Source organism: Hymenobacter nivis (genome assembly GCF_006439025.1).
GTDB classification, from domain to species: domain Bacteria; phylum Bacteroidota; class Bacteroidia; order Cytophagales; family Hymenobacteraceae; genus Hymenobacter; species Hymenobacter nivis_A.
The window spans coordinates 63,935-89,484 of the sequence record NZ_RCYZ01000007.1; the positions used below are offsets into that span (position 1 = coordinate 63,935).

Below are 25,550 nucleotides of genomic sequence, written 5' to 3' on the forward strand. Positions count from 1 at the left end.
AAAAATAGCGGGCCGCGCTTGGCGCCCCGGCGCGCCCGGCCGTAGGTTTGCCCTTATGCCTTTTTTGCGCGAACTGCTTTCCCGCCTGCTCCACCTCGACAACCACCGCCTGGCCCGCCTCGGCTGGGCGCGCCCGCTCCAGCTCGTCACGTACCGCACCTACGGCACGGCCGAGCGCTTCTACGTGAAGGGCCGCCTGCTCACCGACCCCGGCCTGGCCCCGGCCACCGCGGCCGATTCGCGCTGGCGCAACTTCCGCAACATGGCCCGGCGCTTCCTGAGCTACGAAATTGCCGGGGCCGGGCTGGTGGCCGAGCGCGCCGGCGGGGCCCAGCAGCCCGTCGTGACCGACGACGAGGGCTACTTCACGCTCGTGCTGGAGGCCCCGCCCCAGCCGCCGCCGGGGGCCCTGCTGTGGCAGCCGGTGGCCGTGCGCCTGGCCCGCCTACCCGACGGCGCGCCCCTGCCCGCCCGCCCCGTGCAGGCCGTGGCCGAGGTGCTGGTGCCGCCCGCCGGGGCCGAGTTTGGGGTGATTTCCGACCTCGACGACACGGTATTCGAATCGGGAGCCACCAACTTCCTGCGCATGGGCTTCACGGTGCTGCTGCGCAACGAGTTTTCGCACCAGCCCTTTGCCGACGTGGGCGCGTTTTATAGGGCCCTGCAACTGGGCTGCACCGGGCGGCCCGACAACCCGTTTTTCTACATTAGCAGCAGCCCGTGGAACCTCTACGACGCGCTCGACGAGTTCCTCACCCTGCACCGCATCCCGAAGGGGGCCCTGCTGCTGCGCGACGTGGGCCTGCGCCCGCGCAACCCCGCGCCCGCCACCGCCGAAGGCCTGGCCGCCGCCGCCCACTTCGGCCACAAGCTCCACGAAATCGAAAACGTGCTGCGGGCCTACCCCGCCCTGCCCTTCGTGCTGCTCGGCGACAGCGGCCAGGAAGACGCCCGCATCTACCGCGAGGTGGTGCGCCGCTACCCCGGCCGCATCCGCGCCGTGTACATCCGCGACGTGCAGGTGCCCAAGCGGGCCCTGCGCATCCCGCAGCTGATAGCCGAACTGCACGCCGAAAACGTGGAAATGCTCCTCGTGCCCGACTACGCCACCGCCATGCGCCACGCCGCCAAGCGCGGGCTCATTGATGGCGGGCTGGTGGCGGTAAAAGCGGATGAAAAAAGTGCGTAAAAGCCTCAAGGGCTTGGTTTGTGTGGCTCTATTTTCACGGACTTGTCTTTAGCGACTATGTCGCGATGAGCCTGCCACCCCTCCCTACCGATTTACACGACGCACTTATTGAGGAATTTGCTTTCGACCAGCTACGCGGTCGTTTGACGATTGGTGTGTTGTTGGCCGTGCCGGAAGGGCTGATGACTGAGCGCAAGCAAATACTTTTATCAGGGGTAAGCAACGGCAGAGAAGTAGTGCAGTTCGAACAGCAGATTGAGCGAATTAAAAAAAAGGCAAACGCTCATCCTTAAATTACCTCTTAGAAGAACTTAGCTACACTGCCCCAACGGCGTCGCGGAAGGCCGAGTTATCAATTCGATTGGCCATCGACCATTTGCCCGCGCTGATAATACTGTGCAAAAAAGTCACAGTGCCCAGCAATCCTTTGGGCTACTGATCCCAGCAAACGCCTCGCTGATGCTTTCGCCCCGAGCTGCGCAGCTGGCGGCACCCGTTAGCTGGCTAGTTCCAGGATGGCTGCGATGCGTTGCTGACGGGTCGCGGGCCGCTTCGCCATCACTAGCCCCAGCAATAAGTTGCGCTTAGCGGTTCGGCTGAGGCTCAAGAAATAGCCGCGGGCCGCGGGTTGCTGCTCAAACGCCTGTGCCAGGTCGGCCGGCAGGTGCAGCGCTTCCACCTCATCGAGCAGGGTCCAGGAGCCGTTTTGCTGGGCCCTTTCGATGCTAGCCAGGCCGGCGGGGGCCATTTTTCCTTCGGCGAGCAGCCGCTGTACCTTTTCCTTATTCACCCGCGACCACCCGCTTTTGGGCTGGCGGCGGCTGAAGCGCTGCTGGTACGTGTCGGCGTCTATCGGCTTGGCCTGGCTGTCGATCCAGCCGAAGCACAGGGCTTCGTCTACGGCTTCGCTCCAGGTCAGGGTTGGCGTGGCCGACTGCTTTTTGTGGTACACCAGCCAAACGGCTGAGTGCTCGTTGTGGTGCGCTTGCAGCCACGCGCGCCAGTGCTGCGGGCTCAAAGGACAGACAACCAATACTTCCGGCTTCGCCATGGGTACTTGCTAAAGTGGTGGGGGCCCCGGGGCCCTATTTCATCGCGGCCAGCACGAGGCACGTCAGCGTGGTGCCGGCTACGTGGTAGGCGCTGGTGCTGGCACTGCAGCGGATGGGGCGGGGAATATTGGGGTTGATGGCTATGCTGGTGGTGTTGGCTACCAAGTAGCCCACGGCCACGATGGCCGCGAAACGCAGGGCAGCGGCGCACATGGTGCTGCGCAGCGCGTAAAAGCGGTGGTGGCCAGTCCGGCCATTAGCGCCCCTCCACGCCGGGGTATAGCTCCCGTACTACGTCGCTCTGCACAAACTCTTTGGTGCGCACATTCAGCATGCTCAGGCGTCCGTTGTAAGCGGCGCCCTGGTCCACGTTCCACACGTTGTGGGTTTGGCAAGGCACTTTTTTATAGTTCCAGGTGGAGGTGTGGCCGATGAAGCATTCGTGGTAGCCGGTGGCGGCCTGGTTGCCGTCCCACAGGTCGCGCGTCCAGATGAGGTCGAACGGGTCTTGCAGGGCAATGGGCCGTTTGGGGTCGTAGCCGGCGTGCACGTACAGGTTGTTGGCTTCATCTTCGAAGTAGGGCCACTGCTCGCCAAAAAACTGGCGAAAGTGCCGGTACCGCTCATCCGAGGGCAATTGCAGGTAGGCCTCGTAGGTGGCCTGGCCGCCCTGCCGGTACCAGTCCTGTTCCACGTATTCGAGCGGGAGCTGCGTGCTCAGCCACTCCGCCGCCCACCAGTCGTGGTTGCCTTGCAGCCAGATGCTGTTGGGGATGCCCAGCAGCCGATCCACGCAGGCCGGGGTATCGGGCCAGCCGTCGGCCACGTCGCCGAGCTGCACGAGGCGGTCGATGCCTGGGCGAAACGGGCTGCGCTCCAGCACTTGGTCCAGCGCCCGCACCGCGCCGTGAATATCCCCTATGACGTAGGTTTCCATGCTTTTAGTTAAAAAGGCCGCTGCAGCGGAGTGGAAGGAATAACCGGTCGGTGGCCGCGCCGGGCGGGGCCGCGCCCGGCCACTTTTTCGTAGCGGCCGGGGCCCCGAAATGTACACTACTTTCGCCAGCCGACTGCTCTCCCCCACCCCTTTCTGCCCTCGCCTGATGCGCCTCCTGCCCGCCCTGTTCCTCGCCCTTTGCCTGGGTGCTTCGGCGGCGCGGGCGCAGCCGCTCACCATCGTGCACGCCAACATAATTGACGTGGCCACGGGCACCGTTCGGCCCGACATGACGGTGGTAATCAGCGGCCCGCGCATTGTGCGCGTGGGGCCCTCGGCTCCTGCCAATCCCAAAAACGGCCGGGTGGTGGACGCCCGCGGGCAGTACCTGATGCCGGGGCTGTGGGACATGCACACCCACGTGTACTTCGACGGGACGGCCGCCGCCGGCACCGACCTGATCCTGCCGCTGCTGCTGGCCAACGGCATAACCGGCATCCGCGACATGGGCAGCCAGCTCGACTCTGTTTTGGGGGCCCGGGCGGCCGTGGCGGCGCACCGCCGGCTGGGGCCCCGGCTGGTGGTGAGCGGGCCGATGCTCGACGGACCCAAGTCGCCCTATAAAGCGGCCATCGCCGTGGCCACCCCCGCGGACGGCCGCCGGGCCGTGGCGATGCTCAAGGCGCGGGGCGTCGATTTCATCAAAATCCAGTCCTACGTGCCGCGGGACGCTTACTTCGCCATTGCGGCCGAGGCCAAGGCCGTGGGCCTGCCCTTCGAAGGGCACGTGCCCGATGCCGTGAGCGCCGCCGAAGCCGTAGCCGCCGGCCAGCGCACCTTCGAGCACCTGATCGGCATTTTCGAGGCCAGCTCGACCGACGAGGCCCGGTACTTGGCGGGCGCCGAGAAGTCGCCGGGCCGCCTGCTGGCCACCTACGACCCGGCCCGCGAAGCCGCCGCCGTGCGGCTGCTGGCGGCGCACCAAGTATGGCAGTGCCCCACCCTGTTCTGGGAGCGGGGCCAGTGGCTCGTCGATTCCATTGCGTGGCGCGCCGACCCCGACCTGGCCTACGCCGGCCGCAGCTGGGTGGCGCAGCGGTGGCCCAAGGCCCAGGCCAGCATTGCCCGAACGATGGACACGGAGCCGCTGCCGGTGCGGGCCCGCTTCGTGGGCCACGAGCTGACGCTGGTGCGCAAGCTGCACGCGGCCGGGGTGGGCTTCCTGGCCGGGACCGACGCGCCGGCCGGCGTGGACGTGCTGCCCGGCCCCAGCCTGCACCTGGAGTTGCAGCGCTTCGTGGCGGCCGGCTTCACGCCCTTGGAGGCCCTGCAAACGGCCACCCTGAACCCGGCCCGGTTCTACCACCGCCTCCAGGACTTCGGCAGCGTCGCGCCCGGCCGCCTCGCCGACCTCGTGCTGCTCAGCGCCAACCCGCTGGCGGACATCGCCAACACCCGCCGCATCGCCGCCGTGGTGGCCGATGGCCGCTACCTGTCGCGGCAGGACCTGGACCGGCTATTGGAGCACTTGCAGCAAGTGGCCGCCGAGAAGTAGGCCGCAACGAGGAGCCAGCCGGCGCAACTCAGGGCCCCACCCCCGGCTCCACGGGAGCGCCTGCGCGCTGCCGCCAGCCGCACCGTTTCCTGAAAGGTCAGCGCTGGGCGCGCTTGCTCGTGAAGCCCAGCCGGGCCAGGCCCTTTTGCACGTCGGGGTCGCCCATGAACAACCGCCAGGGCAGGCCGCTGCGGTAGTTCTCAATCATCACCACGATGGGGCCCTGGTCGATGGCCAGGTGAGTTTTGGCGTACCAGTTCCGCGTTTCGCTGAAGCCGTCGGCAAAGCCATAGGGGCCCCAGAGCTGCGCGCCCAGGTCGTAGTACAAGTGCCGGAGCACCTGCATGGAAAAGGCTGGCGTGTACGGAAACGAGGACAGCGCCGCCGTGGGCTGAATCACGCCTAAGTCCACGCTTGGGCAGTGCGCCACGTAGCCCTTGTAGCTGTCGCCGGCGGTGAGGCCCCAGCAGTTGGCCCCGTAGCCTTTGTAGTGCTTGGGGTTTTCGAGGCAGTACGCCCGGTTGATGAGGGTGTGGTTGCGGGTCTGCTGGGCGTAGTCGATGCCGTGGTTGTCGGTCAGCCCGTTGGGGTCGATGTCCAGGTAGGTATACTGCTCGAAAAACAGCGGGCCGCCCTTGTCGTAGGTGTCGAGCGGCAGCTCGTAGCCGTAGTACGTCTTGCCGTTGCGCCAGCCCGGGTTCTTCACCCAGCAGTTTTCGTACAACTCCTTGGAGATGGGGTGGTTGGGCGACGACGCGGCCATGATATAGGTAATCAGCGCCTCGTCGTAGCCCACCACCGGGAAGTTCATCTGGAAGTCGTTGGTGGGGCTCCAGTGCCAGTACAGCGCCGCGGTGCCCCCTTTGCTGTGCCAGTTCCAGTCGGCGGCGGCCCACATTTGCTGCACCCGCTTCTGGAAGTACCGCTCGGGCAGCGTGGTCCCGTTGAAGTAGGCTTTGGCCGTGAGCAAGCCCATCAGCAGGTAGGACGTTTCCACGATGTCGGCCCCGTCGTCGATGCGGTCGAAGGCGATGGTTTTGCCGGTCGCCCCGTTCATGAAGTGCGGGTAGATGCCGTGGTAGCAATCGGCCTTCGCCAGAAAATCAACGATTTTGGTGAGCCGGTGCAGGGCCGCCGCCTGGCTCACCCAGCCGCGGTGCACGGCCACCACCGTGGCCATCACCCCCATGCCGGTGCCACCAATGGCGCAGGCCTCCGGGCCAAACGTGGCCGTGCTCAGGTTGGGGCTGTCGTCGGCCTCGTTGATGTAATCCCAGTAGTACACGGCCCGCACGGTGTTGTCGCGCTCGCGGGCCAGGCCGCTCACCGGGTGCGCGAAGTGCCAGAAGTACCGAAACGTTTGCCGCTGCACCACGTCCAGCAAAGCCGAATCGCTGAGGTTTTTCACGATGCCCACCGGCGCAATCACGTCGCGTGCCGCGGGCGGGGGCCCCGCCGAGCGCTTCGTTTGGGCAGGGGCCGCCAATGCGCCTAACGTCCCTACCAGCAGTAGTCCCAGCGTGTTTTTCACGGGCTTCAAAATAGTATGAAAGAATGAGCACAGGCCCCTTCGCCGGGGTCCCCAGGCCCACCGCGGGGCCCCGGCGCACGCATAGGCAGGCCCGCTCCACTGCCAGGCCCAGGCCTGCTAAAAGGTAAGCAATTAACTCCATTTAATGCGGAGCTATGCGCCGGGCCCGGCCGGGCGCTATGACGTGTGATCCGCTACGATGACCCAGCGGCCCTGGATGCGCCGAAACACCAGCAGGAAGTGGCCGCCTAGGTCGCCCAGGGCGGTGGGGCGGGCCAGGTGCCAGGCCCCCACCACCTCGGCCGCGTCGGGCCCCAACGGGGTGATGCGCAGGGCCCCGAAGTCGAGGCGGCCCATGGCGGTGGCGTCGGGGTAGCTTTTCTGGTAGTTGGCCAGCGTGGGGGCCCAGCCGTAGGTGAGGCCCTTTTTGCCGATGAACACCAGCGAATCGGACTGCCAGTAGCCCTGCATGAAGCCGGGGATGTCGCCGCGGTTCCAGGCGGCGGTTTGGGTGGCCAGCACCCGGGCAATGGCGGCGCGCGGCGCGGGCGAGGTTTGGGCCCCGGCGGGCGCGGCCAGCAGCAACAGGGCCCCCAGCGCGGGCCGGGCCAGGCGCTGCGGTGAGCAGGTGAACGACATACGCGGCGAGCAAAAGCGGGGCAACGGCACCCCCGCCGCAAAGATGGCGGCGGTAAAGCGTTTAGCGGCCGGGGCTAGTTTAGCCCCGGTTTACCTACCTGCCACCGGGGCCGGGCCGCGCACCGCCTGCCGCGCCCAAGCGCCGGCCAGCGCTGCCACGCCGCCCACCAGCCCGCCCACCAGGGCCGTGGCCAGCACCAGGGCCCAGCCGCTGCCCCCAAGCGGGAGTAGCTGGGCCATGCGGTGGCTCAGAATGCCGGCACTGCGCGCGTTCAGCCAGGCAGCGGCCAGCAGCCAGCCCAGGCCGATGCCGGCAAAGCCCGCCCCAAATGCCCGGCCGCCCGGGGCCCCCAGGCCGGCGGCCAATCCGAAGCACAGCGGCGCCACCGTCCACCAGGGCAGGAAAAGCTGCACCAGCAGCGCCAGGACGAAAATCGATAGCAAGAGTCGCATACGGGCGGGGAAAGATTAGTTGGCCAAGGTCCAGGTGGCCCGCACGCGGGGGTGGGCCTCGCCGGCTGAGCGCAGGAACACCAGCTCGTTGAGCTGGCCCACGCGCCAGGTTTCGAGCATATCGTCGTAGGCCGCCGAGCCGGGGTTGCCGCTCTGGCCGCCCGGGAATACGCCGTAGGCCCGCACCTGGGGCCCCAGCGCCACCACCATGCGCCACGAGGGCCCCGTGCGGTTGGTGGTGGCGTTCACAATGCCCGCCCCGCCGCCGCAGTCCAGGTCGAGGTGGCCGAAACCGGGCAGCTGGAGCATGTGCAGCACGTCGGTGCTCTTCTGGTTTTTCCAGGCCCACCGGGGCCCCAGGGGGCCGTACTTGCGGGTGAGCGAATCGGTGGCGAAGCGCAGGCTGCGGCGCACCAGCTGCGGCAGGGTTTCGCGCAGCGGCGTGCGGCGGTCGTCCACCCAGGGGCTGTTTGGCTCGCGCAGCAGCAGCGTTTTGGTGCGGTCGCGGGCGGGGAAGCGCATTTCCAGGCCAGTGGCTTGCAGCCCGAAATCATCGTTCCAAATGCGCTGCACCAGGTTGGCAAACCATAAATCGAATACGCTCGGGGCCAGCGCGTCGGCGTCGTACATGTAGTTCCAGCGGCGCATTTCGGCCAGCGCGCGGGCCTCGGGCCCGGCGGCGGCCACCAGCGTGTCGCCGTTGGCGGGGCCGGCGGCCAGCGCCAGCAGGCGGGGCAGCAGCTGCTGGGCCGTCACGCTGAGGTTGTCGTTCTGGAGCATGCGCAGGCTGTCGGGCGTGGCCTGGGTCATGCGCGCCAGCCGCTCGCCGATGCGGTGGGCACGGTCGTAGCTGCCGTTGCCGTAGTCCCAGTTCAGGTAATACGGGTAGTCGGGGCCGGCCGAGAATTGGTTGGACGAGGCCACGAACTGGCGCGGCGGGTTCTTCACGTGCGGGTTTTGGGCGGCCGGAATCCAGCCCTGCCAGTCGTAGGCCGGGTCGGTGCCGTCGAGAATGAACTTGCCCTGGTCGCGCCACTTCAGCGGGAAGCGGCCGTTGGGCCAGAGGGCAATGTCCTTGTCGGCGCTGGCAAAAATAAAGTTCTGGGCCGGCGAGCCGTAAGTGCTGAGCGCGGCGGTGTAGTCGGGGTAGTTGCGGGCGCGGTTAAGGCGGTAAAAGGCTTGGAACTCGTTGGCCGCATCGTGGGCCGTCCAGCGCATGGCGTGGGCCACGGGCACCTGGCCGGGCAGGAAAGGCTTTTCCGGCTTATCGTACACGATGGGGCCGTGGTGGGTGTAGAGCACCGTGTCGAGGCGGTCGGGCCGGCCGCGCACCCGGATGCGCTCCACCACCCGGCGCACCGGCTTCCAACGGCCGGCGTGCCAGTACTCGCGCCGCGTGCCGTCGCGGAACTTGATCTGGTACCAGTCCAGCACGTCGGCCGCCACGTTGGTCACGCCCCAGGCCACCCGCTCGTTGAAGCCGATGATGGCAAACGGGGCCCCCGGAATGCTCACTCCGTACACATTCACGCCGGGCGCGGCCAGCTGCACCTGGTACCAGATGCTGGGCAGGTTGAGCTGCAAGTGCGGGTCGTTGGCCAGCAGCGGGAAGCCCGTGGCCGACTTGGCCCCGCTCACGGCAAAGTTGTTGGAGCCCAGCTCGGGGTCGGGCTCGTGCTGCGGCACCTGGCCCGACAGCGCCGCCGCGAAGCCCGGCGGCGTGGCCGGCACGGGCAGGGGCGTAAAATCGAGCGGCGTACCCACCGGCACCACCGGCTCCTCCTGCACCGGGTAGTCGGGAAACAGGTCTTTGACAACGGCCGGGCCGTAGCGGGCCAGCGCGTTGCTCATGCGCAAGTCGTCGGAGCGGCCACTCAAGTCGAAGGCCATGTACTTCAGGATCAGGCAGCTTTTCAGCGGCACCCAGGGTTCGGGCGTGTAGTCGAGCAGCTTGTACTCGAAGGGCAGGGTGGCCGGCGTCAGCGTGCCAATGTAGGCGTTCACCCCGTCGGCGTACGAGGTGAGCACGGTGCGGGTCACGGGGTCGGCCAGGGCCGCGGCCAGCGATTTTTGGGCCCCAAACGGCAGGCCCATGCGCCGGAAGAAGCGGTCGGTTTCGAGGCGCGCCGGCCCCACGATTTCCGCCAGCCGCCCGCCCGCCACGTGGGCGATGAAGTCCATCTGCCAGAGCCGGTCCTGGGCCGTGAGGTAGCCCTGGGCGTAGTACAGGTCGTGGTCGTTCTGGGCAAATACGTGCGGCACGCGCTTGTCGTCGAAGCGCACCTGCACCGGCCGCTGCAGGCCCGGCAGGCGCAGCGTTTGCTGGGCGGGCAGGCCCCCGGCGGTTTCGCCATTTTGCCAAAACCCGCGGAACGGGCTCAGCAGCTTGCCAAACGGCGGCACGTCGCCGTGCTTGGTGTTCAGGCCCCAGGTGAGGGCAACGGCGAGCCCCAGGGCGAGCAGGGCTTTAATCCAGCGCAGCATAAGCGGTCAGCGGCAAGGGGTGGCAGCCGCTGGATTGCCCAGCGCCCGGCGGCGAAAGTAATCGGAAACCGGCCAGCGCCCCGGGGCCCTAACGCCGCCAGCGCGTAGCTTGCCGGCTTAATTCCGTTTTCGTTTTTCTATGGCCGACGCTACGCCCACTTCCCCGCCCCATTTCCAGCGGGCCCTCACCCTGTTCGACGCCATCATGCTCGTCACGGGCAGCATGATCGGCTCGGGCATTTTCATCGTTTCGGCCGACATTGCCCGGCAGGTGGGCACCGCCGGCTGGCTGCTGGTGGTCTGGCTCATCACCGGCCTCATCACCACGGCCGGCGCCGTGAGCTACGGCGAGCTGGCGGCCATGTTCCCCAAGGTGGGCGGGCAGTACGTGTACCTGCGCGAGGCCTTCGGGCGGCTGGTGGCGTTTCTCTACGGCTGGACGCTGTTTTTGGTGATTCAAACCGGCGTGATTGCGGCCGTGGCCGTGGCCTTCGCCAAGTTCCTGGGCGTGCTTTGGGGCTGGTCGAGCGTGACGAATGTATTGTTCCAAATAGGGCCCCTGGCGGTCAGCAGCGCGCAGGTGGTGGCCATACTGCTCATCGTGGGCATCACGGCCCTGAACGCGCAGGGCGTGCGCACGGGCAAGCTCATCCAGAACGTGCTGGGCAGCACCAAGCTGGTGGCGTTGGCGCTGCTCATCGTGTTCGGAGTGGCGCTGGGCCTCAACCACGCCGCGGTGGCGGCCAACTTCCACGACGTGTGGGCCGCCGCGCGCCACCCCGCCGCCGGGGGCCCCGCCCTGCCGCTGAGCGCGGGGGCCCTGGTCATCGCCATCGGCATGGCCATGTCGGGCTCGCTGTTCTCTTCCGATTCGTGGAACAACATCGGCTTCGCGGGCGAGGAAATTCAGAACCCCGAGCGCACGCTGGTGCGCAGCATGGTCATCGGCACGGGCATCGTCACGGCGCTCTACATCCTGCTGAACATCGTGTACCTATTGGTGCTGCCGCTGGCCGGCTCGCCCGAGGCGGCCACCGTGGCCGGGCGCGGCATCATGTACGCCAAGGACGACCGCGTGGCCACGGCCGTGGCCGAGTCGGTGTTGGGGGCCCCGGGGGCCTACGTCATGGCCATCCTCATCATGCTCAGCACGTTCGGAGCCAACAACGGCATCATCCTGAGCGGGGCGCGGGCCTACTTCGCCATGGCCAAGGACGGCCTGTTTTTCCCCGGCCTGGCCCGCCTCAACCCCGCCGGGGTGCCCGCCCGGGCCCTGTGGGCGCAGTGCCTGTGGGCCAGCCTGCTGTGCCTGAGCGGCAGCTACGGCCAGCTGCTCAACTACGTGATGTTCGCCGTGATTCTGTTTTACGTGGTCACCATTATCGGCATTTTCGTGCTGCGCCGCACCCGGCCCCACGCGCCCCGCCCCTACCGCGCCTGGGGCTACCCGGTGGTGCCGCTCATCTACATCGGCCTGGCCTCGGCCTTCTGCGTGGTGCTGCTCATCGCCCCCGACACGGCCGAATATTCGCGCCGCGGCCTGGGCCTGGTGGCGCTGGGCCTGCCCGTATTCTTCCTCTTCGGCCGCCGCTTCGGGGGCCCCACCGCGGCAGAATAGGCCCCCCTGGGGTGCCGCCAGGACATACCCTGGCGGCCACTACCTTTCCAAACGCAAAAACGGCCTCCCCCCTGCGGGGAAGGCCGTTTTTATGGATCCATGGGGGTAATTACATGTCCTGGGGCTCTTTAGCGGGGCCGCTGGGGGCGTCTTCGCCAAACTTTTGCTCCTTGGTGCGCACATCGTGGTCGAGCTCGTAGCTGCCCTCCACGCCGAAGCCGGGGCCCTGCTGCTGCTCGTTGGCGGCGGTGTGCTCGGTGCCGCCCTGGGGCGTGCGCTCGGAGCCGCCGATGTGCAGGTTTTCGAGCTGGTCCTTCTGGTCGGAGCGCTGGGTGTAGCCGTGGGCGCCGGTGTAGCGGGCGGCCGAGGCGTCGTTTTCTTCTTTGCCGTTGCTCTGGTCGGCTTTGTACTCTTTTTCTTTTTGCTGCTGCTCGTTCTGCGGGATGTCGCGGTCCGGTTGCGGGTCTTTCTGGTCGTCGTCGCCAAAGAGGCTGTCAAGTATCATAGGAAGGGATGATTAGGGTGAAGCGAATCTGCTTGGGTGTACGCCCCCGGCGCGGTTGCGTTGCCGCCCGGGGGGCGCGGGGCTCCGGGGGCCCTATTTTTGTGCGCCGGGGCCCCGCCAATGCCCCGGCTGGGGCCCCGGCCGCCAAACAAACCCGGCCTTTTTTGCTTGTGCCCGCCATGGACTTCTCCAAACTCTATCGCCCCTCTGCCCTCAACAGCTTCCAGTTTGTGGCCGTGACCGGGCTGCTGATGAGCGCCGGGGCCCACTTCATCCTGGCGGCGTTTGTGGGGCGCGTGCCGGCAGGCTTCGGCTGGCTCTACGTGTGCTGGCTGGTGTTTTACGCCGGCGGCACGCTGCTCAACTACTTCGGCAAGCCCAACGCCGGCCATCACCACGACCATGACCACGGCCATGACCACGAAGATGATGAGGACGACCACGGCCACAACGGCACTTTCCACTAGCCGCCGCTAGGACGCGGGGGCGGCCGGGGCCACGGGCGGGGCCGCCCGGTAGCGCCACTTAAAATACACCAGCAGCAGGGTAAAAAACAGGTTGCAGCCGTTGCCCAGCAAGATGGGCAGGCTGTGCGTATAGGCCCCGTAGGCCAGCCACAGCACCATACTGGCGCCGCCCACCGCCAGCATCGAGCCCGAGAGGCCCTGCGCCGAGCGCTTCTGCCAGGTGTGGAGCACCTGCGGGAAAAACGTGAGGCCCGACAGGACCGCGGCCAGCAGGCCAACCCCGCTGAAAAGGTGCGCGAAGGAAGTCATGGCCTGCATACGCAGCCGGGCGCCCGGGGGCCCAGGGCGTACCAGCAAGCCGCCCAGCTAGCGCAGACAGGCCGTACCTGCCGGGGCCCCCGAGGCCTTAGGCGGGCAGGCCCTTGAGTACGTCTTTGGTGTGACGCACGTGGTCGGTGGCCCCGCTCATGGAGTTGAAGATGTACTGGATAACACCTTCTTTGTCAATTACAAACGTGACGCGGCCGGGCAGCAGGCCCAGCAGGGCGCGGGGCACCTCGTAGAGCTTGCGCACGGCCCCGCCGGCGTCGGCCAGCAGCGGAAAGGGCAGGCGGTGCTTCTGGGTAAATTTCTGGTGCGAGGCTTCGTTGTCGGAACTGATGCCCACCACGTCGGCCCCCAGGTCCTGGAAGTCCTGGTACTGGTCGCGGAACGAGCAGGCTTCGGCCGTGCAGCCGGGCGTGTCATCCTTCGGGTAGAAGTACAGCACTAGGTGCCGCCCGCGGCGGTCGGCTAGGTGGAACGGGGTGCCGTCGGTGGTGTTGAGTGTGAAATCGGGGGCGGTTTGGCCTACTTGGAGCATGGCGGTGCAGTCAGAAAATGGTGAAAGGAAAGCGGGCGGCCACAGCGGGTAGCCAGGGGCCCGCAAATAACAACGGCGCGGCCCGTTTGGCCTTTTTCACAACAAAACAGCCCCCGCGAAGCATCGCGGGGGCTGTTAGTGAGGAGGCAGCTAGGGGCCCTAAATGGTGCCCATGGCCTGGATGGGCATGGTGGGCGAGGCGCTGCCGCCCAGGGGCTCCAGCGTCACGGCGAAGGCCTGGGCGCTGGCAATGTCTTTCATGCGCTCGAGGCGCTCGCCAGAAGCGGCGGCCTGCGTCAGCATGCCAGCATCCACGGGCTTGCCGTTGTTGAGGGCCCAAAGCTGGTACTGGCGGCCGGTGGGCGCGGGGGACAGCTTTTGCACGTCCACGTACACCTGCTTGGTTTTGGCGTTGAACAGCACCCGGGCACGGTCCTGGGGCGCATCGGGGGTGCCGGCCAGGGCCACGAAGTGAAACTCGGCGTCGCGCAGCACGGCGTTCTGCTCTTTCACTTCACCGAGCTTTTTCTCTACCACCAAGGTATTGGCGGCCACGCGGTTCTGGGTGTCCTGCAAGGCCACGAGGGCGGTGTCGGCCCCCTGCCACTGCTGGTACAGGTAGGCGTTGCCGAACAAGCTCAGCAGCAAGGCGATGGAGGCGGCAATGGCCAGGCCCCGGCGCGGGGCTGTGGGTGCAGCGGCGCTGCTTATTGAGCGCACGCCGGGCTCGGCAGCCGCTTGCGGGCGGGCCAGGGCGTCTACATCGGCCCGGAGGCTGGCGGAGGGCGTGGGGGCCCCAGCGGTAGCTGCTACCGGGGCGGCCACGGGGGCTTCGGCGGCGGCGGGGGTAATTTGGGCCAGCACTTTGGTCAGCACCCGGTCGCGCATGGCGGCGGGCAACTCACGGGAGTGGGCTTCGGCATAGTACTCGAGGGCGCGCTGGCCGGCGGCCAGCTCTTCGGCTACGAGGGGGTGACGGGCGGCTTCGGCTTCGACGGCAACGCGCTCAGCGGGCGTGAGCAGCCCGAGGGCGTACTGCTCTAAAATGCCGGATTCTATATAGGCTTGAGGATCTTCCACGGTGGAATTAGCGTATCAGTTTACCAAGGAGTTTAATGGCCGTGCGGGCACGGGTTTTGACGGTGCCCAGGGGCAGCTTCAATTCCTCGGCCACTTCGCTTTGGGTGTACCCTCCGAAGTAAAGTAGGTCGATTATTTGCCGCTGTTCGGGCACCAGGGTCTGCACAACTTCTTGCAGCCCAATGTGCTCGGGCCGAAAACTGTCGGCTGCGGGCATTCGTTGAGCGGCAAGGCTGTCGTCGAGGCCCTGGGTGCGAGTACCTACGCGGTGCTGTCGCGAGCGGATTTTGTCGATGGCTAAATTTCGACAGATGTTCAGCACCCAGGTGAACAGGCGGCCCTTTTCGGCGTCGTAGGCCGGAAAAGCGTTCCAGATTTTGACCAGCGCTTCCTGAAGCACGTCTTCGGCCGTATCGTCGTCTTTGACGATGCGGGAGATGACGCCAAACAGGGCCGACGCGTAGCGGTCGTAAAAGAGCGTCAGGGCCGATTCGTCGCGGGCTTTAAGCCGGCGCACGAGGTCTTCCTCTGAGGCAGTGGGCAGGGAGATGGGTAGCGTATCGGACACGGTGAAAGGAAAAGTGGCCAGGCGACGGAGCAAGCCGCAGGTGTGGTGCACGAAAGTAAGCCCGGGGGCCCGGACTGAGCCGGGCCGCCCGCAACCCCGGGGCCCCGGAAAAGGGTATAACGGATACTAGCCCGGCCCGTTGCCGCCGCCCGCATTTCCCCCGCGCCATGCCCATCGAATCCCGCAACCCTTATACCGGCCGCGTACTCAAGCGGTTCCGCCCGTTTTCGTGGGCCAAAACCGCGCGCATCCTCGGCCAGGCCCACGCCGCGGCCGCCACCTGGCCCGCCACCCCGCTGGCCCAGCGCGCCGCCGTGCTGCGCCGCGCCGGGGCCCTGTTGCGCGCGCAGGCCCCCGAGCTGGCCCGCCTCATGGCCCTGGAAATGGGCAAGCCCGTGGCCGATGGCCGCGCCGAGGCCCTGAAGTGCGCCACTTGCTGCGACTACTACGCCGACCACGCCGCGGCCTTTCTGGCCGACGAGCCGGTGGCCACCGACGCCGGGCGCAGCTACATCAGCCACCAGCCGCTGGGCGTGGTGCTGGCCATCATGCCCTGGAACTTCCCGTTCTGGCAGGTGGTGCGCTTCGCCGCCCCGGCCCTGATGGCCGGCAACGTGGGCCTGCTCAAGCACGCCCCCAACGTGCCGCAGTGCGCGCTGGCGCTGGAAAAAATATTCCACGACGCGGGCCTGCCGCCGGCCTGCTTCCGCACGCTGCTTATTGAGACGGACCTGGTAGAGCCGCTCATCGCCGACGACCGGGTGCGGGCCGTGACGCTGACCGGCTCGGAGCGGGCCGGGGCCGCGGTGGCCGCCCTGGCCGGCCGCCACATTAAAAAAACCGTGCTGGAGCTGGGCGGCTCCGACCCCTTTATTGTACTGGCCGACGCCGACCTGCCCCTGGCCGCCAAAACCGCCGCCCAGGCCCGCATGATCAACGCCGGCCAGAGCTGCATCGCCGCCAAGCGCTTCATCGTGGAAAAGCCCGTCCTCAAGGAGTTTGTGGCCCAGCTCACTTCCCACCTGCTGGCCCTGCGCACCGGCGACCCGCTGGCCGAAGACACCCAGTACGGCCCCCTGGCCCGCCCCGACCTGGCCGACGAGCTGGCCCGACAAGTGGCAGACTCGGTGGCCCAGGGGGCCCGGCTGGCGCTGGTGGGCGGCCAGGCGCGGCCCGGAGCAACCTTGTTTCGGCCGGCCATCCTCACCCACGTGCGGCCCGGGCAGCGCGCCTACCACGAGGAGCTTTTTGGGCCCGTGGCCATTGTGCTCGAAGCCAAGAACGCCGCCGACGCCGTGCGCCTGGCCAACGATTCGCGCTTCGGCCTGGGGGCCTCGGTGTGGACGCAGGACCTGGCGAAGGGCGAGGACCTGGCCCGGCAGATTGAGGCCGGCGCCGTGTTTGTGAACAGCCTGGTGAAATCGATGTCCGAGCTGCCCTTCGGCGGCGTCAAGAAATCGGGCTACGGCCGCGAGCTATCCCGCCTGGGCATCCTCGAATTTGTAAACCAAAAATCGGTGTGGATTGGCAAAGCTGCCGCGCCAGCCGGGGCCAAAACGGAGTAGCGCCGGGCTGGCCCGTGAGGTTTAGGGCCCCTAGCCCAACATAGAGACGCAAGGATGCATCATCGGGCTGCCGTTGTTGCTACGGGCCTGCACCTTAGCCTGGGGGCCCTAACTTGGGCATAAATGCTTGCTGTAAAGAATAAAAGACAACAGCCAGCAACCGTCAGCTGATTGCTAAGCCATTAGCACCAGCCGCGGACCTTATACACGGCCCAGCCGGCCATTTCGTGCAGCAACAGGCTCCACTGCTCCAGGGCTGCGGGGGCGGGCAGCAGCCAGTAATCGGGGGTGAAGGAGCGGGGGATGGTGCGGAAGCCGGCCGGGAAAGCCAACACGGGCACCCCCGCCTGGGCAAAGCAGCCCGCGGCCCGGCGCATGTGAAACGCCGCCGTGACGAGCACCAGCGTATCGGCGCCCGGGTGGCGGGCCAGCAGCTGCTTGGTGAACTCGGCGTTTTCGTGGGTGTTGCGGCTGCGCCCTTCCAGCCAGATATCGGCGGCCGGCACGGCGGCCAGGCGCAGCAGCGTGGCTATCTGGCGGGCTTCGCTGACGGCCTGGGACCCCACCATGCCCGAGCCGCCCGACACGATGATGCGCCGCACCCGCCCGGCGCGGTACAGCCACAGGGCGTTGGTGAAGCGGTCGGCCCCGGCGTGCAGGTACACGCGGTCGGCGGGCTGGCGGTTAGCGTCGGTGATGCCCCCGAGCAGCACGGCCGCATCGGCCCGGGGCGGCAGGGCGGCCAGCGGCACGGCGGGGCGCTCCCAGGCGCGCAGGGCCTCGTTGCTGAGGGCACGGTTGGTGCCCACCAGGGCCAGCACGGCGGCGGCGCGCAGCCACTGCCGCTGCCGGCGGGGCTGCCGCGCCACCAGGGCCCCCAGCAGCAGGGCCACCAGCCACACGGTGGGCAACAGGGCAGCGTCGAGAATTTTGGAAAGGAGAAAAAACACGCTTTAACGGAAAAATCCGGGCCCAGCGGCCCGGCGCGCAAACGCCCGGCCGCTGCCCAGCGGCCGGGCGTTTCGCCCAAAAAATACGAATTAAAAAGAGTCCCCGGGGCCCTACTTCACCGGCACAAAGGCGCGCAGGCGGTCGAGCTGGGCGCGCACGTCGGCCTCCTCGGTGAGGGCGGCGCACTCGAGCAGGCGGCCCTGGCAGTAGCTCACAAAAAAGGGCGCTATTTTGTCCTGCATCAGCTTTTTAGCCACCGGGTTTTCGTCGGAGTTGAGCTTCAGAAACAGGATGGTTTGGTAGGGCTCCTCGTCGACAAACTTGGCGAACGGCGGGGCCAGGGCGTCGCAGACCGCACAGTTTGCCGACGTAAATTTAGCAAATACCTTGAGGTGCTCGTGAATGAGGTGGCGCAGCTGCTCGTCGTTGGCGGAGTGCACGTGCTGGCGGTGGGCTTCGGTCATGGGGAAGGGAAGTGGCGGGGCAGGCAAAGCGGCAGCGCGCAACCCGCGCACCGCCCCCCTATACCTTATTTGCGCCGCATAAGTTCGCGGATGTAGCGCACCGGGGCGCTGCCGTAGCCCAGGAATTGCTCGTGGAACTGCTTGAGGTCAAACGCCTTGCCGCGCTGCTGCTTGAGCTCCTCGCGCAGGGCGTAAATCTCGGTGTAGCCGGCGAAGTAGCTGCTGAGCTGCACTTGGCTGAGGGTGGCGCGCAGCCACTTGCCCTCGGCCTCGGCTTGCTCCTGGAAGCCCTCGCGCTCCAGCATGGCCACGGCGGCTTTTTCCGAAATGCCGTCGACCTGCACGGCGTGGTCAAGGATAGTGTTAAGCGTCACGCGCATGTTCCACTTGTCCCAAAGCAGCCACATTTCGTCGCTGTTCTGGCCGTAGCCCTGCTCCAGCATCATGCGCTCGGCGTACACGGCCCAGCCCTCCACCATGGCGCCGTTGCCGAAAATGCTCTTCACCAGCGAGGGCGAGCGGTTGGCGTACACGAGCTGCGTGTAGTGCCCCGGAATGGCCTCGTGGATGTTGAGAATCTGGAGGGTATAGTCGTTGTACTCGCGCAGGTAGCTCTCGGCCTGGGCTGCCGTCCAGGTGCTCGGGATGGGCTCCACATTATAATAGGTGTTGGCGCCTTTGTCGTAGGGCCCCGGGGCGCTCACGCTGGCCCCGGCCCCGCTGCCGCGCATGTAGAGCGGCGTTTCGCGCACCACCAGCGGCTTGCTGGGGTCCTGGGTGAGCAAATTATGGTCGTTCACGAAGGCCACCAGGGTCGGAATCTGCTGCTTCACGGCGGCCACGAAGCCGTTGCGCGGGGCGTGCTTCAGGGTGAGCTGGTTGACGACGGCGCGGATGAGCTGAAGTGTATCGGCGGGCGCGGGCTGGCCGGGCAGGTACTTAGGGTAGAGGCGCGCGGCGCGGCGGCCCATGTCGTGCAATAGCTCGGCCTTGTGGGCCAGCGCCTGCCGGTACACCTCATCGGCCGAGTAGCGCGACTGGATGTCGTAGGCAAACTTGCGGTCGAACAGGGCCTTGCCGATGCGGAACGAGCGGAACTGGTGGGCCCCCAGCACGTCGGTTTTCAGGAAGGCCAGGTAGCTCTGGATGGCGAGGCGCGCCGTGGCCAGGCGGTCGGCAAACACCTTTTTCTCGCGCGCGCTCAGGCCCGAGGCACGCACCGAATCGGCAAGGGCGGGGCCCAGCACGGCCAAGCCGCCCTCGTTCTGCTTGATGGCCAAGCGGGTGTGCTCCTGGGTGGGGCGGCGCAGGTTGTTTTCGGCGGCCTGGTAGTAGGCTGGGGCCTGGGCCAGCTGGTCGGAAATGTTGCGCAGGCGGCGGTCGAGCCGGTAGTAGCGGCCGTTGAGGAATTCGCCAATGTCGGCGCCCAGGTTGTAGGCGGCCGGGTTCCACTGCCACTGGCGCAGCGTGTCGTCCTCCCAGCGGCTGGCGCGCAAGTAGTTGGCCAGCAAGTGGTGGTCAATTTGATTGGCGGGCGCCAAGCTGTCGAGCGGGAACGTGGCCAGCGCCTTCAGGTTTTTCTCGCCAAACGCCGCCGCCCGCCGCCGTTGCAGCGAGTCGGGGATTACCAGCAGCGAGTCGTACTTGTGGTAGCCCATGGCCGAGGCAAAGCTGGGGTCTTCGCGCCACAAATCGGCAATGAAACGGGTCTTGAACCCTTCAAAGCGCACGTCGGCCGAAGCCGGGGCCTTGGCGGCGGGCTTATCGGCCGATTGGCAGGCGGGCAGGGCCCCCAGCAGGGGCAGCAGCAAGTAACGGAGTTTCATAGGGCGCGGCGGTGGGGGCTAGTGGGGGCCCCAAAGGAACGGCCGGCGAGGGATAGTTGCGGGGCGCGGAGCCCAAATCGGCGCTGAAGCTGTATCAGAGCGGATTTGGAGTCAACGGCTGTAGGGTGCGGGGCTTGCCCCCGCCCGTCGTTGAACGAATCGTGCGCTAATCGTTCAACAACGGGCGGGGGGACAAGCCCCGCACCCTACTTTCGTGGGATGGAACCCTTGCCGCAACGCCGCAGCATTCGCTACAATGGGTACGATTACAGCATGGCTGGCTGCTATGCTCTCACTATTTGCGCGCGCGATAAGGCGCATCTGTTTGGCACCTTGCCGCCCAATGCCCCGCTGGTGCCCTCGCTCCTGGGTCAAGCAGTCCTGGCTGAGCTAACGGCCCTGCCTACGCACTACCCTACCGTGCGGCTCGACACCTGGATGGTAATGCCCAACCACTTGCACCTAATTTTGGTACTTACCCGCAACCAGGTGGTAGCCGTCAGCCAAATAGTTGGCAGCTTTAAGTCGCGCAGCTACCGGCGGTGGCGGCAGGGCGAGCTGGCGGCCGGGCAAGTGGCGCCGCCTTCGTGCTGGCAGCGCAATTATCACGAGCGCATCATCCGTGATGCGGCCGAATTGGACGCCCACCGCCGCTATATCCACGCGAATCCTGGCCGCTGGTAATAGGGTACGGGGCTTGCCCCCACCCGCCGCATGAACGAAACCCGCCCGAGCCGTTGAACGATTGTCGTTCAACGGTTCGGGCGGGGGCAAGCCCCGCACCCTACCAACGGCCAGCGCACCCTGTTCGCGCGGCAGCGGCTACTTTCGTTCATGCGTCCTTCCCTCCTGCTCGGGGCCCTGGCCCTACTGGCCTGCTCCCAAAACGCCGATACCCGCACTGCGTCGGACCTGCGCCTGGCGCCCGCCGCCACCTTCCCCGAAACCTTTGAGGCCGGCACCAAGGGCGCCTACACCGAGGCCGACGAGGCGCTGGCCACGGGGCCCTGGCACTTCCAGGACGGCCTGATTGGCAGCACCGAGCAGGACCACAAGGACGGCCAGCGTGCGGCGCGCCTGCGCGGGCTGGGCCGCCTCACCATGCAGTTCGACGCGGCGGCCGGCGTGACGCAAATCAGCGTCAGCGCCGCCGCTTACGGCACCGACGGGCCCAGCACCTGGGAGCTGTGGCTGAGCCGCGACGGCGGCGGCCACTGGCAGCGCGCGGGGGGCCCGGTCACCACCCAGGGGCCCCAACTGGTGCCCCACACCTTTGCCGGGGTGGCCAGCGAGCCGCTGCGCCTGGAAATTCGCAAAACGAGTGGCCCTAAGAATCGCCTCAACTTCGACGATGTGGTGCTGACGACGGCCACCGGGCCCGCCGTGGCGGTGGGCGGCACGGGCACCGCAATGCCAGCGCCCACCACTGGGGCCCCCACGCGCCGAGCGCCGCAAGCGCCGACCGCCCAGGGCCCCACCACGGCCCCCGGACCCGCCACTGCCCCCGGCGACAACCTGCTGCTCGGCAACCCCAGCGGCGCCACCTCCGACCCGGCCAACGCCACCAACTACCTGCTGGTGCGGCCCCAGTTCACGAGCGGCTACAGCGCCACGCGCGGCATTCCGGTGTGGACGAGCTGGCACGTGGGCCGGGGCGATTTGGGCCAGTCGCCGCGCCAGAACGACTTCCGCCCCGACCCCGCCCTGCCCCGCCAGTTCTTCCAGGTGACGCCCCAGAGCTACTCCGGCTCGGGCTTCGACAAGGGCCACAACTGCCCCAGCGGCGACCGCACGGCCAGCCTCGACGACAACTCGGCCACCTTTTTGATGAGCAACATGGTGCCCCAGGCCCCCCAAAACAACCAGCAAACCTGGGCCCACCTCGAAGAATACACCCGCGCCCAGGTGCAGCGCGGCCTCGAAGCCTACGTCATCATGGGCAGCTACGGCCGCGGCGGCACCGGCAAAAACGGCTTCGCCCAAACCATCGCCCAGGGCCGCGTGACGGTGCCCGCCCGCATTTGGAAAGTGGTGGTGTTCCTGCCCCAAGGCACCAATGACCTCCAGCGCATCGCCGCCGGCCAGGCCCGCGTCGTGGCCATCGACACGCCCAACGACACCAGCAGCAGCCCCGACTGGAAGCAATACCTCACCACGGTCGACAAAATCGAAGCTGCCTCGGGCCTCGACCTACTCAGCGCCCTGCCCCCCGCCACCCAGGCCCAGCTGCAAAAAGTGGTGGACAGCGGCCGGGCCAACTAGCCCTTGGAGGCAGCGGGCGGGCCGGCCAAAAAGCGGCTGATTACCCGCACGTAGGCGTTGCCGTATTCCTCCGCGGGTTCGGTTTTCGCCAGTTCTTCCATGGCGCCCAGGTGGCCGCAGGGCACGGCTAGCAGCTGCCGCCGCTGCCCCCGGCGGGCCGCTTGCACGGCAGCCGCTGAGTCGGCCAGCGGCGTGTTGCGGTCCTCGGTGCCGGCGATGAACAGCCAGGGGCATTTCACCCGGGGGCCCAGCGGGTCGTAGCTCGTGGCTTCGGCGGGCAGCGTCACGGTTTTGTGGCGGGTGGCTTGGTAGGCAACAATCGCCTGCAGGTTGCCCACGTACCCGTCGGTTATCAGGAAGTCGCAGCGGTCCTTCGCGGCCACTCGGGCCCCCAGCAGGGTGCCCATCGAGAAACCGAGGATGCCTACGCGCTGGCGGGGCGCGCGCCGCCGGGCCTCGGCCAGCGCGGCGCCCAGGTCGGTGGCAAATTCCTCGTAGTACAGCCGATTTTGGTCGATGGCGAAGGCTTGGCTGTGGCCAAAGCCGCGGTAATCGAACAGCAGCACCTGGTAGCCCGCCGCCGCCAGCGCCCGCGCCTGGAAGAGGAACGACGCCATGTTGCCCGAGTCGCTGCCGGCCACGACCATCGTGGTGTGCTGGTCGGGGGCCCCAGCCGCGGGCGCCACCAGCCACGCGGCCAGCCGCACGTGGTCGGGCGTGGTCAAGGCGAGGCTTTGGTACTTTAGGCCCAGCGTGTCGGGCTTGGCCCACCAGGTTGGCGAGGGCTTGAGGGCCCAGGCCGAAAGCGTTTGCAGCAACAGGCAGCCGAAGAGTACCAAACGAAGCATTTTGCCGGGCGTTAAAACGTGAAAAGCCCGCGCACCGTGCACGAGCTTTTCATAGACCACCGGCCCAACCGCGGCGTTGCAACGGGCCCGCTGCGCTGCGCCGTTATTTCCCGAACCGGGCCCCAAAGAAGTCGTCCTTGTTCCAGGTGGGGCGGGCCGCGGCCTGGGCCACTTGGTAGCCCACGAGGAAGTTCAGCTGCGCGTACTTGCGACCGGCTTCCCAATCGAACGTGCCGCCGGCGAAGTTGTCCTGGGGCTTGTGGTACGTAACGGCGCGCCACTTCTGCACCTGCTCGCTGAGGTTGTTCTTGCCATCGGCCGTCTTGTTGCCGTACTTGAGGTGCAGCGCCGGAACGCCTTGTACCACAAAGCTGTACTGGTCGCTGCGAATGAAGCGGTGCTGCGCCGGCTCGGGGTCGGCTTCCACGGCCAGGCCCAGGTAAGCAGCTGCCGCTTCCACGGGTTGCAGCAGCGACGAGTGCTGGGCCCCCAGTGGCACCACGGCCAGCAGCGGGGCAATGATGGTGGGCATGTCGGTGTTCACGTCGGCCACCAGCGCGGCCTTGGGCACGGTTGGGAGCTTGGCGAAGTACGACGACCCGATCAAGCCCATTTCCTCGCCTGTCATCAGCACGAACAGGATGGAACGCTTGGGCTTCACCGGCAGCCGGCCGTAGGTGCGGGCAATTTCCAGCACCGCGGCCACGCCCGTGGCGTTGTCGTGGGCCCCGTTGAAAATGGAGTCGCCGTTGACCGGGGCCCCCACGCCGAGGTGGTCGAGGTGGGCGCTGTGCACCACGTACTCATTCTTCAGCTTTGGGTCGGAGCCCTCCAGTTTGCCCACCACATTGTAGCCGTCCACGTCCTGGTAGCGGCTGCGGTAGGCGGCGCGCAGGCGGCCGGGCAGCGCCTGCGAGGCGGGCTTGCCGGCCCGCAGCGCCGCCAGCGTTTGGGCCGTATCGGAGGGGGCCCCGGCGAACAGCTGCTGCAACGCCGCCGCGCTCAGGGCCCCCACCACTTGCACCGAGCCCGGCGCGTAGGAGCGCGACACGACCACTTGGCCCTTGGGGTCCAGCGCGCTCACCACGCCCTTGGGGGGCGCGGGCGGCAGGGCCCCGGCTTTGTCATTGGCCAGCAGCACGCCCACGGCGCCGTGGCGGGCAGCGGTTTCGAGCTTGGTGCGCACGTCGCCAAAGTACTGCTGCTCGTTGTCGCCGAACTGCCGCAGGGCCTGGCGCGTCAACACCACTATTTTTCCTTTTGCATCGAGGCCGGCGTAGTCGTCGTAGCCCAGCTCGGGGGCCGAAATGCCGTAGCCGGCAAACACCAGCGGGGCCTCGGTGGCCACCTGCGCCTGCCCAGGGTTGGGAGAAAACGTGGCGTCGGGCCCGTAGGCCAGCGGCACGGCGGGGCCCCCAGCGGCTTGGTACACCAGCGTGGCGCCCGGTTCCACGAAGGCGCGCCGCAGCCGTACTTTTTGGGTGAAGCCCCCGTTTTCACCGGCCGGCCGCACGCCCATTTTCTTGAACTGGGCCGTGACGTAGTCCACGGCCATTTGGTAGCCGGGCGTGCCGGGCAGGCGGCCGCGCAGGCGGTCGTCGGCCAGGTACTGCACGTGGGCTTTGTAGTCGTCGGCGCTGATTTTTTGCAGGGCCGCCGCTACGGGCGCGGGCACGGCCGGAGTTTGGGCCCCGGCGGGCCGGGCCAGGGCCCCGGCGAGGAGCAGGAGGAAAGAGAAGCGCATAAGCTTGCAAACAAAAGGGGTTTTCCTGAACTAGAAACCGCACAAAAAGAACGTTATGCTTCGCGGCGCGCGGCGCGACGCTCTTTTTATGCGATTTTTTTAATTCGCAGACGAGTCTATAAACTGTTCACCGACGGGCACCCATTGCGCGGTTGAACCAGTCTTACCGCTCGTAAAACGGCTTGGTTGAGCGGAAATAGTCCGTCAAGCTGCTTTCATCGGCCTGAACGATGTCCACCACCTCGTCTTTTCCCAAGAATTGCTGCGCCACAAAACCGGTTTCTTTGGCGATGGCGGTCATCTCGCCTTCCACGTCGAGGCAGAGGATGCAGTGCGGCGGCACGGGGCCGGCCGGGTCGTGGATCCAGCCCAGGTAGGCCGCTACCACGCGCGGCTGCTGGGCCAGCAGCCGCGCCAGGGCCCGCACCATTTCCGTGGGGTACACGGCGGGCTGGCCCAGCAGCACCTCCGCGGCCTGCTCCGACACCAGGTTTTGGCCCGTATCCAGCACCGTGCCGGCCAGGATCTGCGCTATTTCGTCGGGCAGCAGCTCCTTGCCAGCGGCCGAATAAGGGTTCAGCACCAGCGTTGTCCCGGGCAGGGTTTCGAACAGGGCCCGGCCTTTCATCTGGGCATAGGCAACCCGGTGCTTTATTACTTCCCCGTCGAGAATGCGGTCCGGCGTGGTAAAGACGGGGATTCGCCCGTCCTGCCAGCAAAATATTCGCATGGTCGAACTGTCGTCCGCGATTTTAGTGCCCGGCACCAGCGTCGCCGGGTTTTCGTCGGTAATCACCACGAGGTCCTCCAGCAGCAGGCGGCGGTAAAACTCCGGGCGGTACGCCGGGTCGGCGGCGGCCTGCCCCAGCAGCTCGTCCAGCGTGGCCCCGGGGTCCAGCGGCGCCGCTGCATCCGGCTGGCGCTTCAGGAAATCGAATAATCCCATCTGG

The 25,550-nt window shown here is 67.2% G+C and carries 26 protein-coding genes; 8 read left to right on the top strand and 18 right to left on the bottom strand.

All coding sequences use genetic code 11. The annotated features are described in order from the left end of the window. The first annotated feature begins 64 nt into the window (after positions 1-64). Together EAH73_RS16185 and EAH73_RS16190 are read left to right on the top strand one after the other, a co-directional pair. Complete coding sequence (locus EAH73_RS16185) at positions 65-1,189, top strand: App1 family protein (protein ID WP_240047295.1); 1,125 nt, start codon at positions 65-67, stop codon at positions 1,187-1,189. 20 nt (positions 1,190-1,209) lie between these two features. Continuing rightward, on the top strand, positions 1,210-1,482 hold the full coding sequence (locus EAH73_RS16190) for a hypothetical protein (protein ID WP_140468407.1): 273 nt from the start codon (positions 1,210-1,212) through the stop codon (positions 1,480-1,482). A 203-nt stretch (positions 1,483-1,685) separates the two neighbouring features. Here EAH73_RS16190 and EAH73_RS16195 read toward each other — a convergent pair whose 3' ends face one another. From EAH73_RS16195 to EAH73_RS16205, 3 genes are read right to left on the bottom strand one after another with little or no spacing between them, the layout of a single operon-like run. Continuing rightward, the gene (locus EAH73_RS16195) at positions 1,686-2,240 is read right to left on the bottom strand and encodes a YdeI/OmpD-associated family protein (RefSeq protein WP_140468409.1); all 555 of its coding nucleotides are present in this window, start codon (positions 2,238-2,240) and stop codon (positions 1,686-1,688) included. Positions 2,241-2,274: 34 nt separating this feature from the next. Continuing rightward, positions 2,275-2,454: a hypothetical protein gene (locus EAH73_RS23415; RefSeq protein ID WP_193560207.1), complete on the bottom strand. Its 180-nt coding sequence runs from the start codon at positions 2,452-2,454 to the stop codon at positions 2,275-2,277. Positions 2,455-2,497: 43 nt separating this feature from the next. Continuing rightward, a complete protein-coding gene (locus tag EAH73_RS16205; RefSeq protein ID WP_161599577.1) occupies positions 2,498-3,178 on the bottom strand; it encodes a metallophosphoesterase in 681 nt (226 codons plus the stop codon). A 166-nt stretch (positions 3,179-3,344) separates the two neighbouring features. On the opposite strand from EAH73_RS16205, the gene EAH73_RS16210 reads away from it, so the two are divergent. Further along, positions 3,345-4,733, top strand: a complete 1,389-nt coding sequence (locus EAH73_RS16210; protein WP_140468413.1) for an amidohydrolase family protein — start codon at positions 3,345-3,347, stop codon at positions 4,731-4,733. Between the two features lie 97 nt (positions 4,734-4,830). On the opposite strand, the gene EAH73_RS16215 is transcribed toward EAH73_RS16210, so the two are convergent. The 4 genes from EAH73_RS16215 to EAH73_RS16230 form a co-directional block, all read right to left on the bottom strand. Then, positions 4,831-6,264 carry a glucoamylase family protein gene (locus tag EAH73_RS16215; protein ID WP_140468415.1) on the bottom strand — a complete coding sequence of 478 codons (1,434 nt, stop codon included), beginning with the start codon at positions 6,262-6,264 and terminating at the stop codon, positions 4,831-4,833. A 177-nt stretch (positions 6,265-6,441) separates the two neighbouring features. After that, positions 6,442-6,903, bottom strand: a complete 462-nt coding sequence (locus EAH73_RS16220; RefSeq protein WP_140468417.1) for a YybH family protein — start codon at positions 6,901-6,903, stop codon at positions 6,442-6,444. Positions 6,904-6,993: 90 nt separating this feature from the next. Further along, complete coding sequence (locus EAH73_RS16225) at positions 6,994-7,356, bottom strand: hypothetical protein (RefSeq protein ID WP_140468419.1); 363 nt, start codon at positions 7,354-7,356, stop codon at positions 6,994-6,996. Between the two features lie 15 nt (positions 7,357-7,371). Then, positions 7,372-9,840 carry a penicillin acylase family protein gene (locus EAH73_RS16230; protein WP_140468421.1) on the bottom strand — a complete coding sequence of 823 codons (2,469 nt, stop codon included), beginning with the start codon at positions 9,838-9,840 and terminating at the stop codon, positions 7,372-7,374. Between the two features lie 139 nt (positions 9,841-9,979). Here EAH73_RS16230 and EAH73_RS16235 point away from each other — a divergent pair, with 139 nt between their 5' ends. Then, entirely contained in the window at positions 9,980-11,458 is a 1,479-nt protein-coding gene (locus EAH73_RS16235) for an APC family permease (protein WP_140468423.1), read from the top strand. A gap of 109 nt (positions 11,459-11,567) precedes the next feature. On the opposite strand, the gene EAH73_RS16240 is transcribed toward EAH73_RS16235, so the two are convergent. Next, positions 11,568-11,963, bottom strand: a complete 396-nt coding sequence (locus EAH73_RS16240; protein ID WP_140468424.1) for a hypothetical protein — start codon at positions 11,961-11,963, stop codon at positions 11,568-11,570. A 179-nt stretch (positions 11,964-12,142) separates the two neighbouring features. On the opposite strand from EAH73_RS16240, the gene EAH73_RS16245 reads away from it, so the two are divergent. Beyond that, on the top strand, positions 12,143-12,430 hold the full coding sequence (locus EAH73_RS16245; protein ID WP_140468426.1) for a hypothetical protein: 288 nt from the start codon (positions 12,143-12,145) through the stop codon (positions 12,428-12,430). Positions 12,431-12,436: 6 nt separating this feature from the next. On the opposite strand, the gene EAH73_RS16250 is transcribed toward EAH73_RS16245, so the two are convergent. From EAH73_RS16250 to EAH73_RS16265, 4 genes are all read right to left on the bottom strand, one after another. Then, the gene (locus tag EAH73_RS16250) at positions 12,437-12,739 is read right to left on the bottom strand and encodes a SemiSWEET family sugar transporter (RefSeq protein ID WP_161599578.1); all 303 of its coding nucleotides are present in this window, start codon (positions 12,737-12,739) and stop codon (positions 12,437-12,439) included. A gap of 97 nt (positions 12,740-12,836) precedes the next feature. Beyond that, positions 12,837-13,292, bottom strand: a complete 456-nt coding sequence (locus EAH73_RS16255) for a peroxiredoxin (RefSeq protein ID WP_140468430.1) — start codon at positions 13,290-13,292, stop codon at positions 12,837-12,839. A gap of 159 nt (positions 13,293-13,451) precedes the next feature. Continuing rightward, positions 13,452-14,372, bottom strand: coding sequence for an anti-sigma factor domain-containing protein (locus EAH73_RS16260; protein ID WP_140468432.1), 921 nt, complete (start codon positions 14,370-14,372; stop codon positions 13,452-13,454). Between the two features lie 7 nt (positions 14,373-14,379). Continuing rightward, complete coding sequence (locus EAH73_RS16265) at positions 14,380-14,940, bottom strand: RNA polymerase sigma factor (RefSeq protein WP_240047296.1); 561 nt, start codon at positions 14,938-14,940, stop codon at positions 14,380-14,382. A gap of 167 nt (positions 14,941-15,107) precedes the next feature. Between EAH73_RS16265 and EAH73_RS16270 the strand changes: the two genes are divergently transcribed. Next, entirely contained in the window at positions 15,108-16,505 is a 1,398-nt protein-coding gene (locus EAH73_RS16270) for an NAD-dependent succinate-semialdehyde dehydrogenase (protein ID WP_140468434.1), read from the top strand. 182 nt (positions 16,506-16,687) lie between these two features. Here the strand turns inward: EAH73_RS16270 and EAH73_RS16275 are convergent, their stop codons facing one another. The 3 genes from EAH73_RS16275 to EAH73_RS16285 form a co-directional block, all read right to left on the bottom strand. Next, positions 16,688-17,455, bottom strand: coding sequence for a YdcF family protein (locus tag EAH73_RS16275; RefSeq protein ID WP_140468436.1), 768 nt, complete (start codon positions 17,453-17,455; stop codon positions 16,688-16,690). A gap of 111 nt (positions 17,456-17,566) precedes the next feature. Continuing rightward, the gene (locus tag EAH73_RS16280) at positions 17,567-17,920 is read right to left on the bottom strand and encodes a thioredoxin family protein (protein ID WP_140468438.1); all 354 of its coding nucleotides are present in this window, start codon (positions 17,918-17,920) and stop codon (positions 17,567-17,569) included. Between the two features lie 65 nt (positions 17,921-17,985). Further along, positions 17,986-19,746: a DUF885 domain-containing protein gene (locus tag EAH73_RS16285; RefSeq protein WP_140468440.1), complete on the bottom strand. Its 1,761-nt coding sequence runs from the start codon at positions 19,744-19,746 to the stop codon at positions 17,986-17,988. A 219-nt stretch (positions 19,747-19,965) separates the two neighbouring features. Between EAH73_RS16285 and EAH73_RS16290 the strand changes: the two genes are divergently transcribed. Together EAH73_RS16290 and EAH73_RS23745 are read left to right on the top strand one after the other, a co-directional pair. Then, positions 19,966-20,430 carry a transposase gene (locus tag EAH73_RS16290; protein WP_140468441.1) on the top strand — a complete coding sequence of 155 codons (465 nt, stop codon included), beginning with the start codon at positions 19,966-19,968 and terminating at the stop codon, positions 20,428-20,430. 150 nt (positions 20,431-20,580) lie between these two features. Continuing rightward, positions 20,581-22,008, top strand: coding sequence for a DNA/RNA non-specific endonuclease (locus tag EAH73_RS23745; RefSeq protein ID WP_140468443.1), 1,428 nt, complete (start codon positions 20,581-20,583; stop codon positions 22,006-22,008). Here EAH73_RS23745 and EAH73_RS16300 read toward each other — a convergent pair. From EAH73_RS16300 to EAH73_RS16310, 3 genes are all read right to left on the bottom strand, one after another. After that, positions 22,005-22,856 carry an alpha/beta hydrolase gene (locus tag EAH73_RS16300; protein WP_140468445.1) on the bottom strand — a complete coding sequence of 284 codons (852 nt, stop codon included), beginning with the start codon at positions 22,854-22,856 and terminating at the stop codon, positions 22,005-22,007. The two genes, EAH73_RS23745 and EAH73_RS16300, sit on opposite strands and share 4 nt — an antisense overlap. Before the next feature lie 103 nt (positions 22,857-22,959). Next, positions 22,960-24,600, bottom strand: coding sequence for a M28 family peptidase (locus tag EAH73_RS16305; RefSeq protein WP_140468447.1), 1,641 nt, complete (start codon positions 24,598-24,600; stop codon positions 22,960-22,962). A gap of 163 nt (positions 24,601-24,763) precedes the next feature. Continuing rightward, positions 24,764-25,546 carry an enhanced serine sensitivity protein SseB C-terminal domain-containing protein gene (locus EAH73_RS16310; protein WP_140468449.1) on the bottom strand — a complete coding sequence of 261 codons (783 nt, stop codon included), beginning with the start codon at positions 25,544-25,546 and terminating at the stop codon, positions 24,764-24,766. Positions 25,547-25,550: the final 4 nt, after the last annotated feature.

Bases quoted from the DNA above. Each gene is read 5' to 3' on its own strand.
- EAH73_RS16195 (WP_140468409.1), bottom strand. From the start codon at position 2,240: ATGGCGAAGCCGGAAGTATTGGTTGTCTGTCCTTTGAGCCCGCAGCAC.
- EAH73_RS23415 (WP_193560207.1), bottom strand. From the start codon at position 2,454: ATGTGCGCCGCTGCCCTGCGTTTCGCGGCCATCGTGGCCGTGGGCTAC.
- EAH73_RS16205 (WP_161599577.1), bottom strand. From the start codon at position 3,178: ATGGAAACCTACGTCATAGGGGATATTCACGGCGCGGTGCGGGCGCTG.
- EAH73_RS16210 (WP_140468413.1), top strand. From the start codon at position 3,345: ATGCGCCTCCTGCCCGCCCTGTTCCTCGCCCTTTGCCTGGGTGCTTCG.
- EAH73_RS16220 (WP_140468417.1), bottom strand. From the start codon at position 6,903: ATGTCGTTCACCTGCTCACCGCAGCGCCTGGCCCGGCCCGCGCTGGGG.
- EAH73_RS16225 (WP_140468419.1), bottom strand. From the start codon at position 7,356: ATGCGACTCTTGCTATCGATTTTCGTCCTGGCGCTGCTGGTGCAGCTT.
- EAH73_RS16230 (WP_140468421.1), bottom strand. From the start codon at position 9,840: ATGCTGCGCTGGATTAAAGCCCTGCTCGCCCTGGGGCTCGCCGTTGCC.
- EAH73_RS16235 (WP_140468423.1), top strand. From the start codon at position 9,980: ATGGCCGACGCTACGCCCACTTCCCCGCCCCATTTCCAGCGGGCCCTC.
- EAH73_RS16240 (WP_140468424.1), bottom strand. From the start codon at position 11,963: ATGATACTTGACAGCCTCTTTGGCGACGACGACCAGAAAGACCCGCAA.
- EAH73_RS16245 (WP_140468426.1), top strand. From the start codon at position 12,143: ATGGACTTCTCCAAACTCTATCGCCCCTCTGCCCTCAACAGCTTCCAG.
- EAH73_RS16250 (WP_161599578.1), bottom strand. From the start codon at position 12,739: ATGACTTCCTTCGCGCACCTTTTCAGCGGGGTTGGCCTGCTGGCCGCG.
- EAH73_RS16255 (WP_140468430.1), bottom strand. From the start codon at position 13,292: ATGCTCCAAGTAGGCCAAACCGCCCCCGATTTCACACTCAACACCACC.
- EAH73_RS16270 (WP_140468434.1), top strand. From the start codon at position 15,108: ATGCCCATCGAATCCCGCAACCCTTATACCGGCCGCGTACTCAAGCGG.
- EAH73_RS16280 (WP_140468438.1), bottom strand. From the start codon at position 17,920: ATGACCGAAGCCCACCGCCAGCACGTGCACTCCGCCAACGACGAGCAG.
- EAH73_RS16285 (WP_140468440.1), bottom strand. From the start codon at position 19,746: ATGAAACTCCGTTACTTGCTGCTGCCCCTGCTGGGGGCCCTGCCCGCC.
- EAH73_RS16290 (WP_140468441.1), top strand. From the start codon at position 19,966: ATGGAACCCTTGCCGCAACGCCGCAGCATTCGCTACAATGGGTACGAT.
- EAH73_RS23745 (WP_140468443.1), top strand. From the start codon at position 20,581: ATGCGTCCTTCCCTCCTGCTCGGGGCCCTGGCCCTACTGGCCTGCTCC.
- EAH73_RS16300 (WP_140468445.1), bottom strand. From the start codon at position 22,856: ATGCTTCGTTTGGTACTCTTCGGCTGCCTGTTGCTGCAAACGCTTTCG.
- EAH73_RS16305 (WP_140468447.1), bottom strand. From the start codon at position 24,600: ATGCGCTTCTCTTTCCTCCTGCTCCTCGCCGGGGCCCTGGCCCGGCCC.
- EAH73_RS16310 (WP_140468449.1), bottom strand. From the start codon at position 25,546: ATGGGATTATTCGATTTCCTGAAGCGCCAGCCGGATGCAGCGGCGCCG.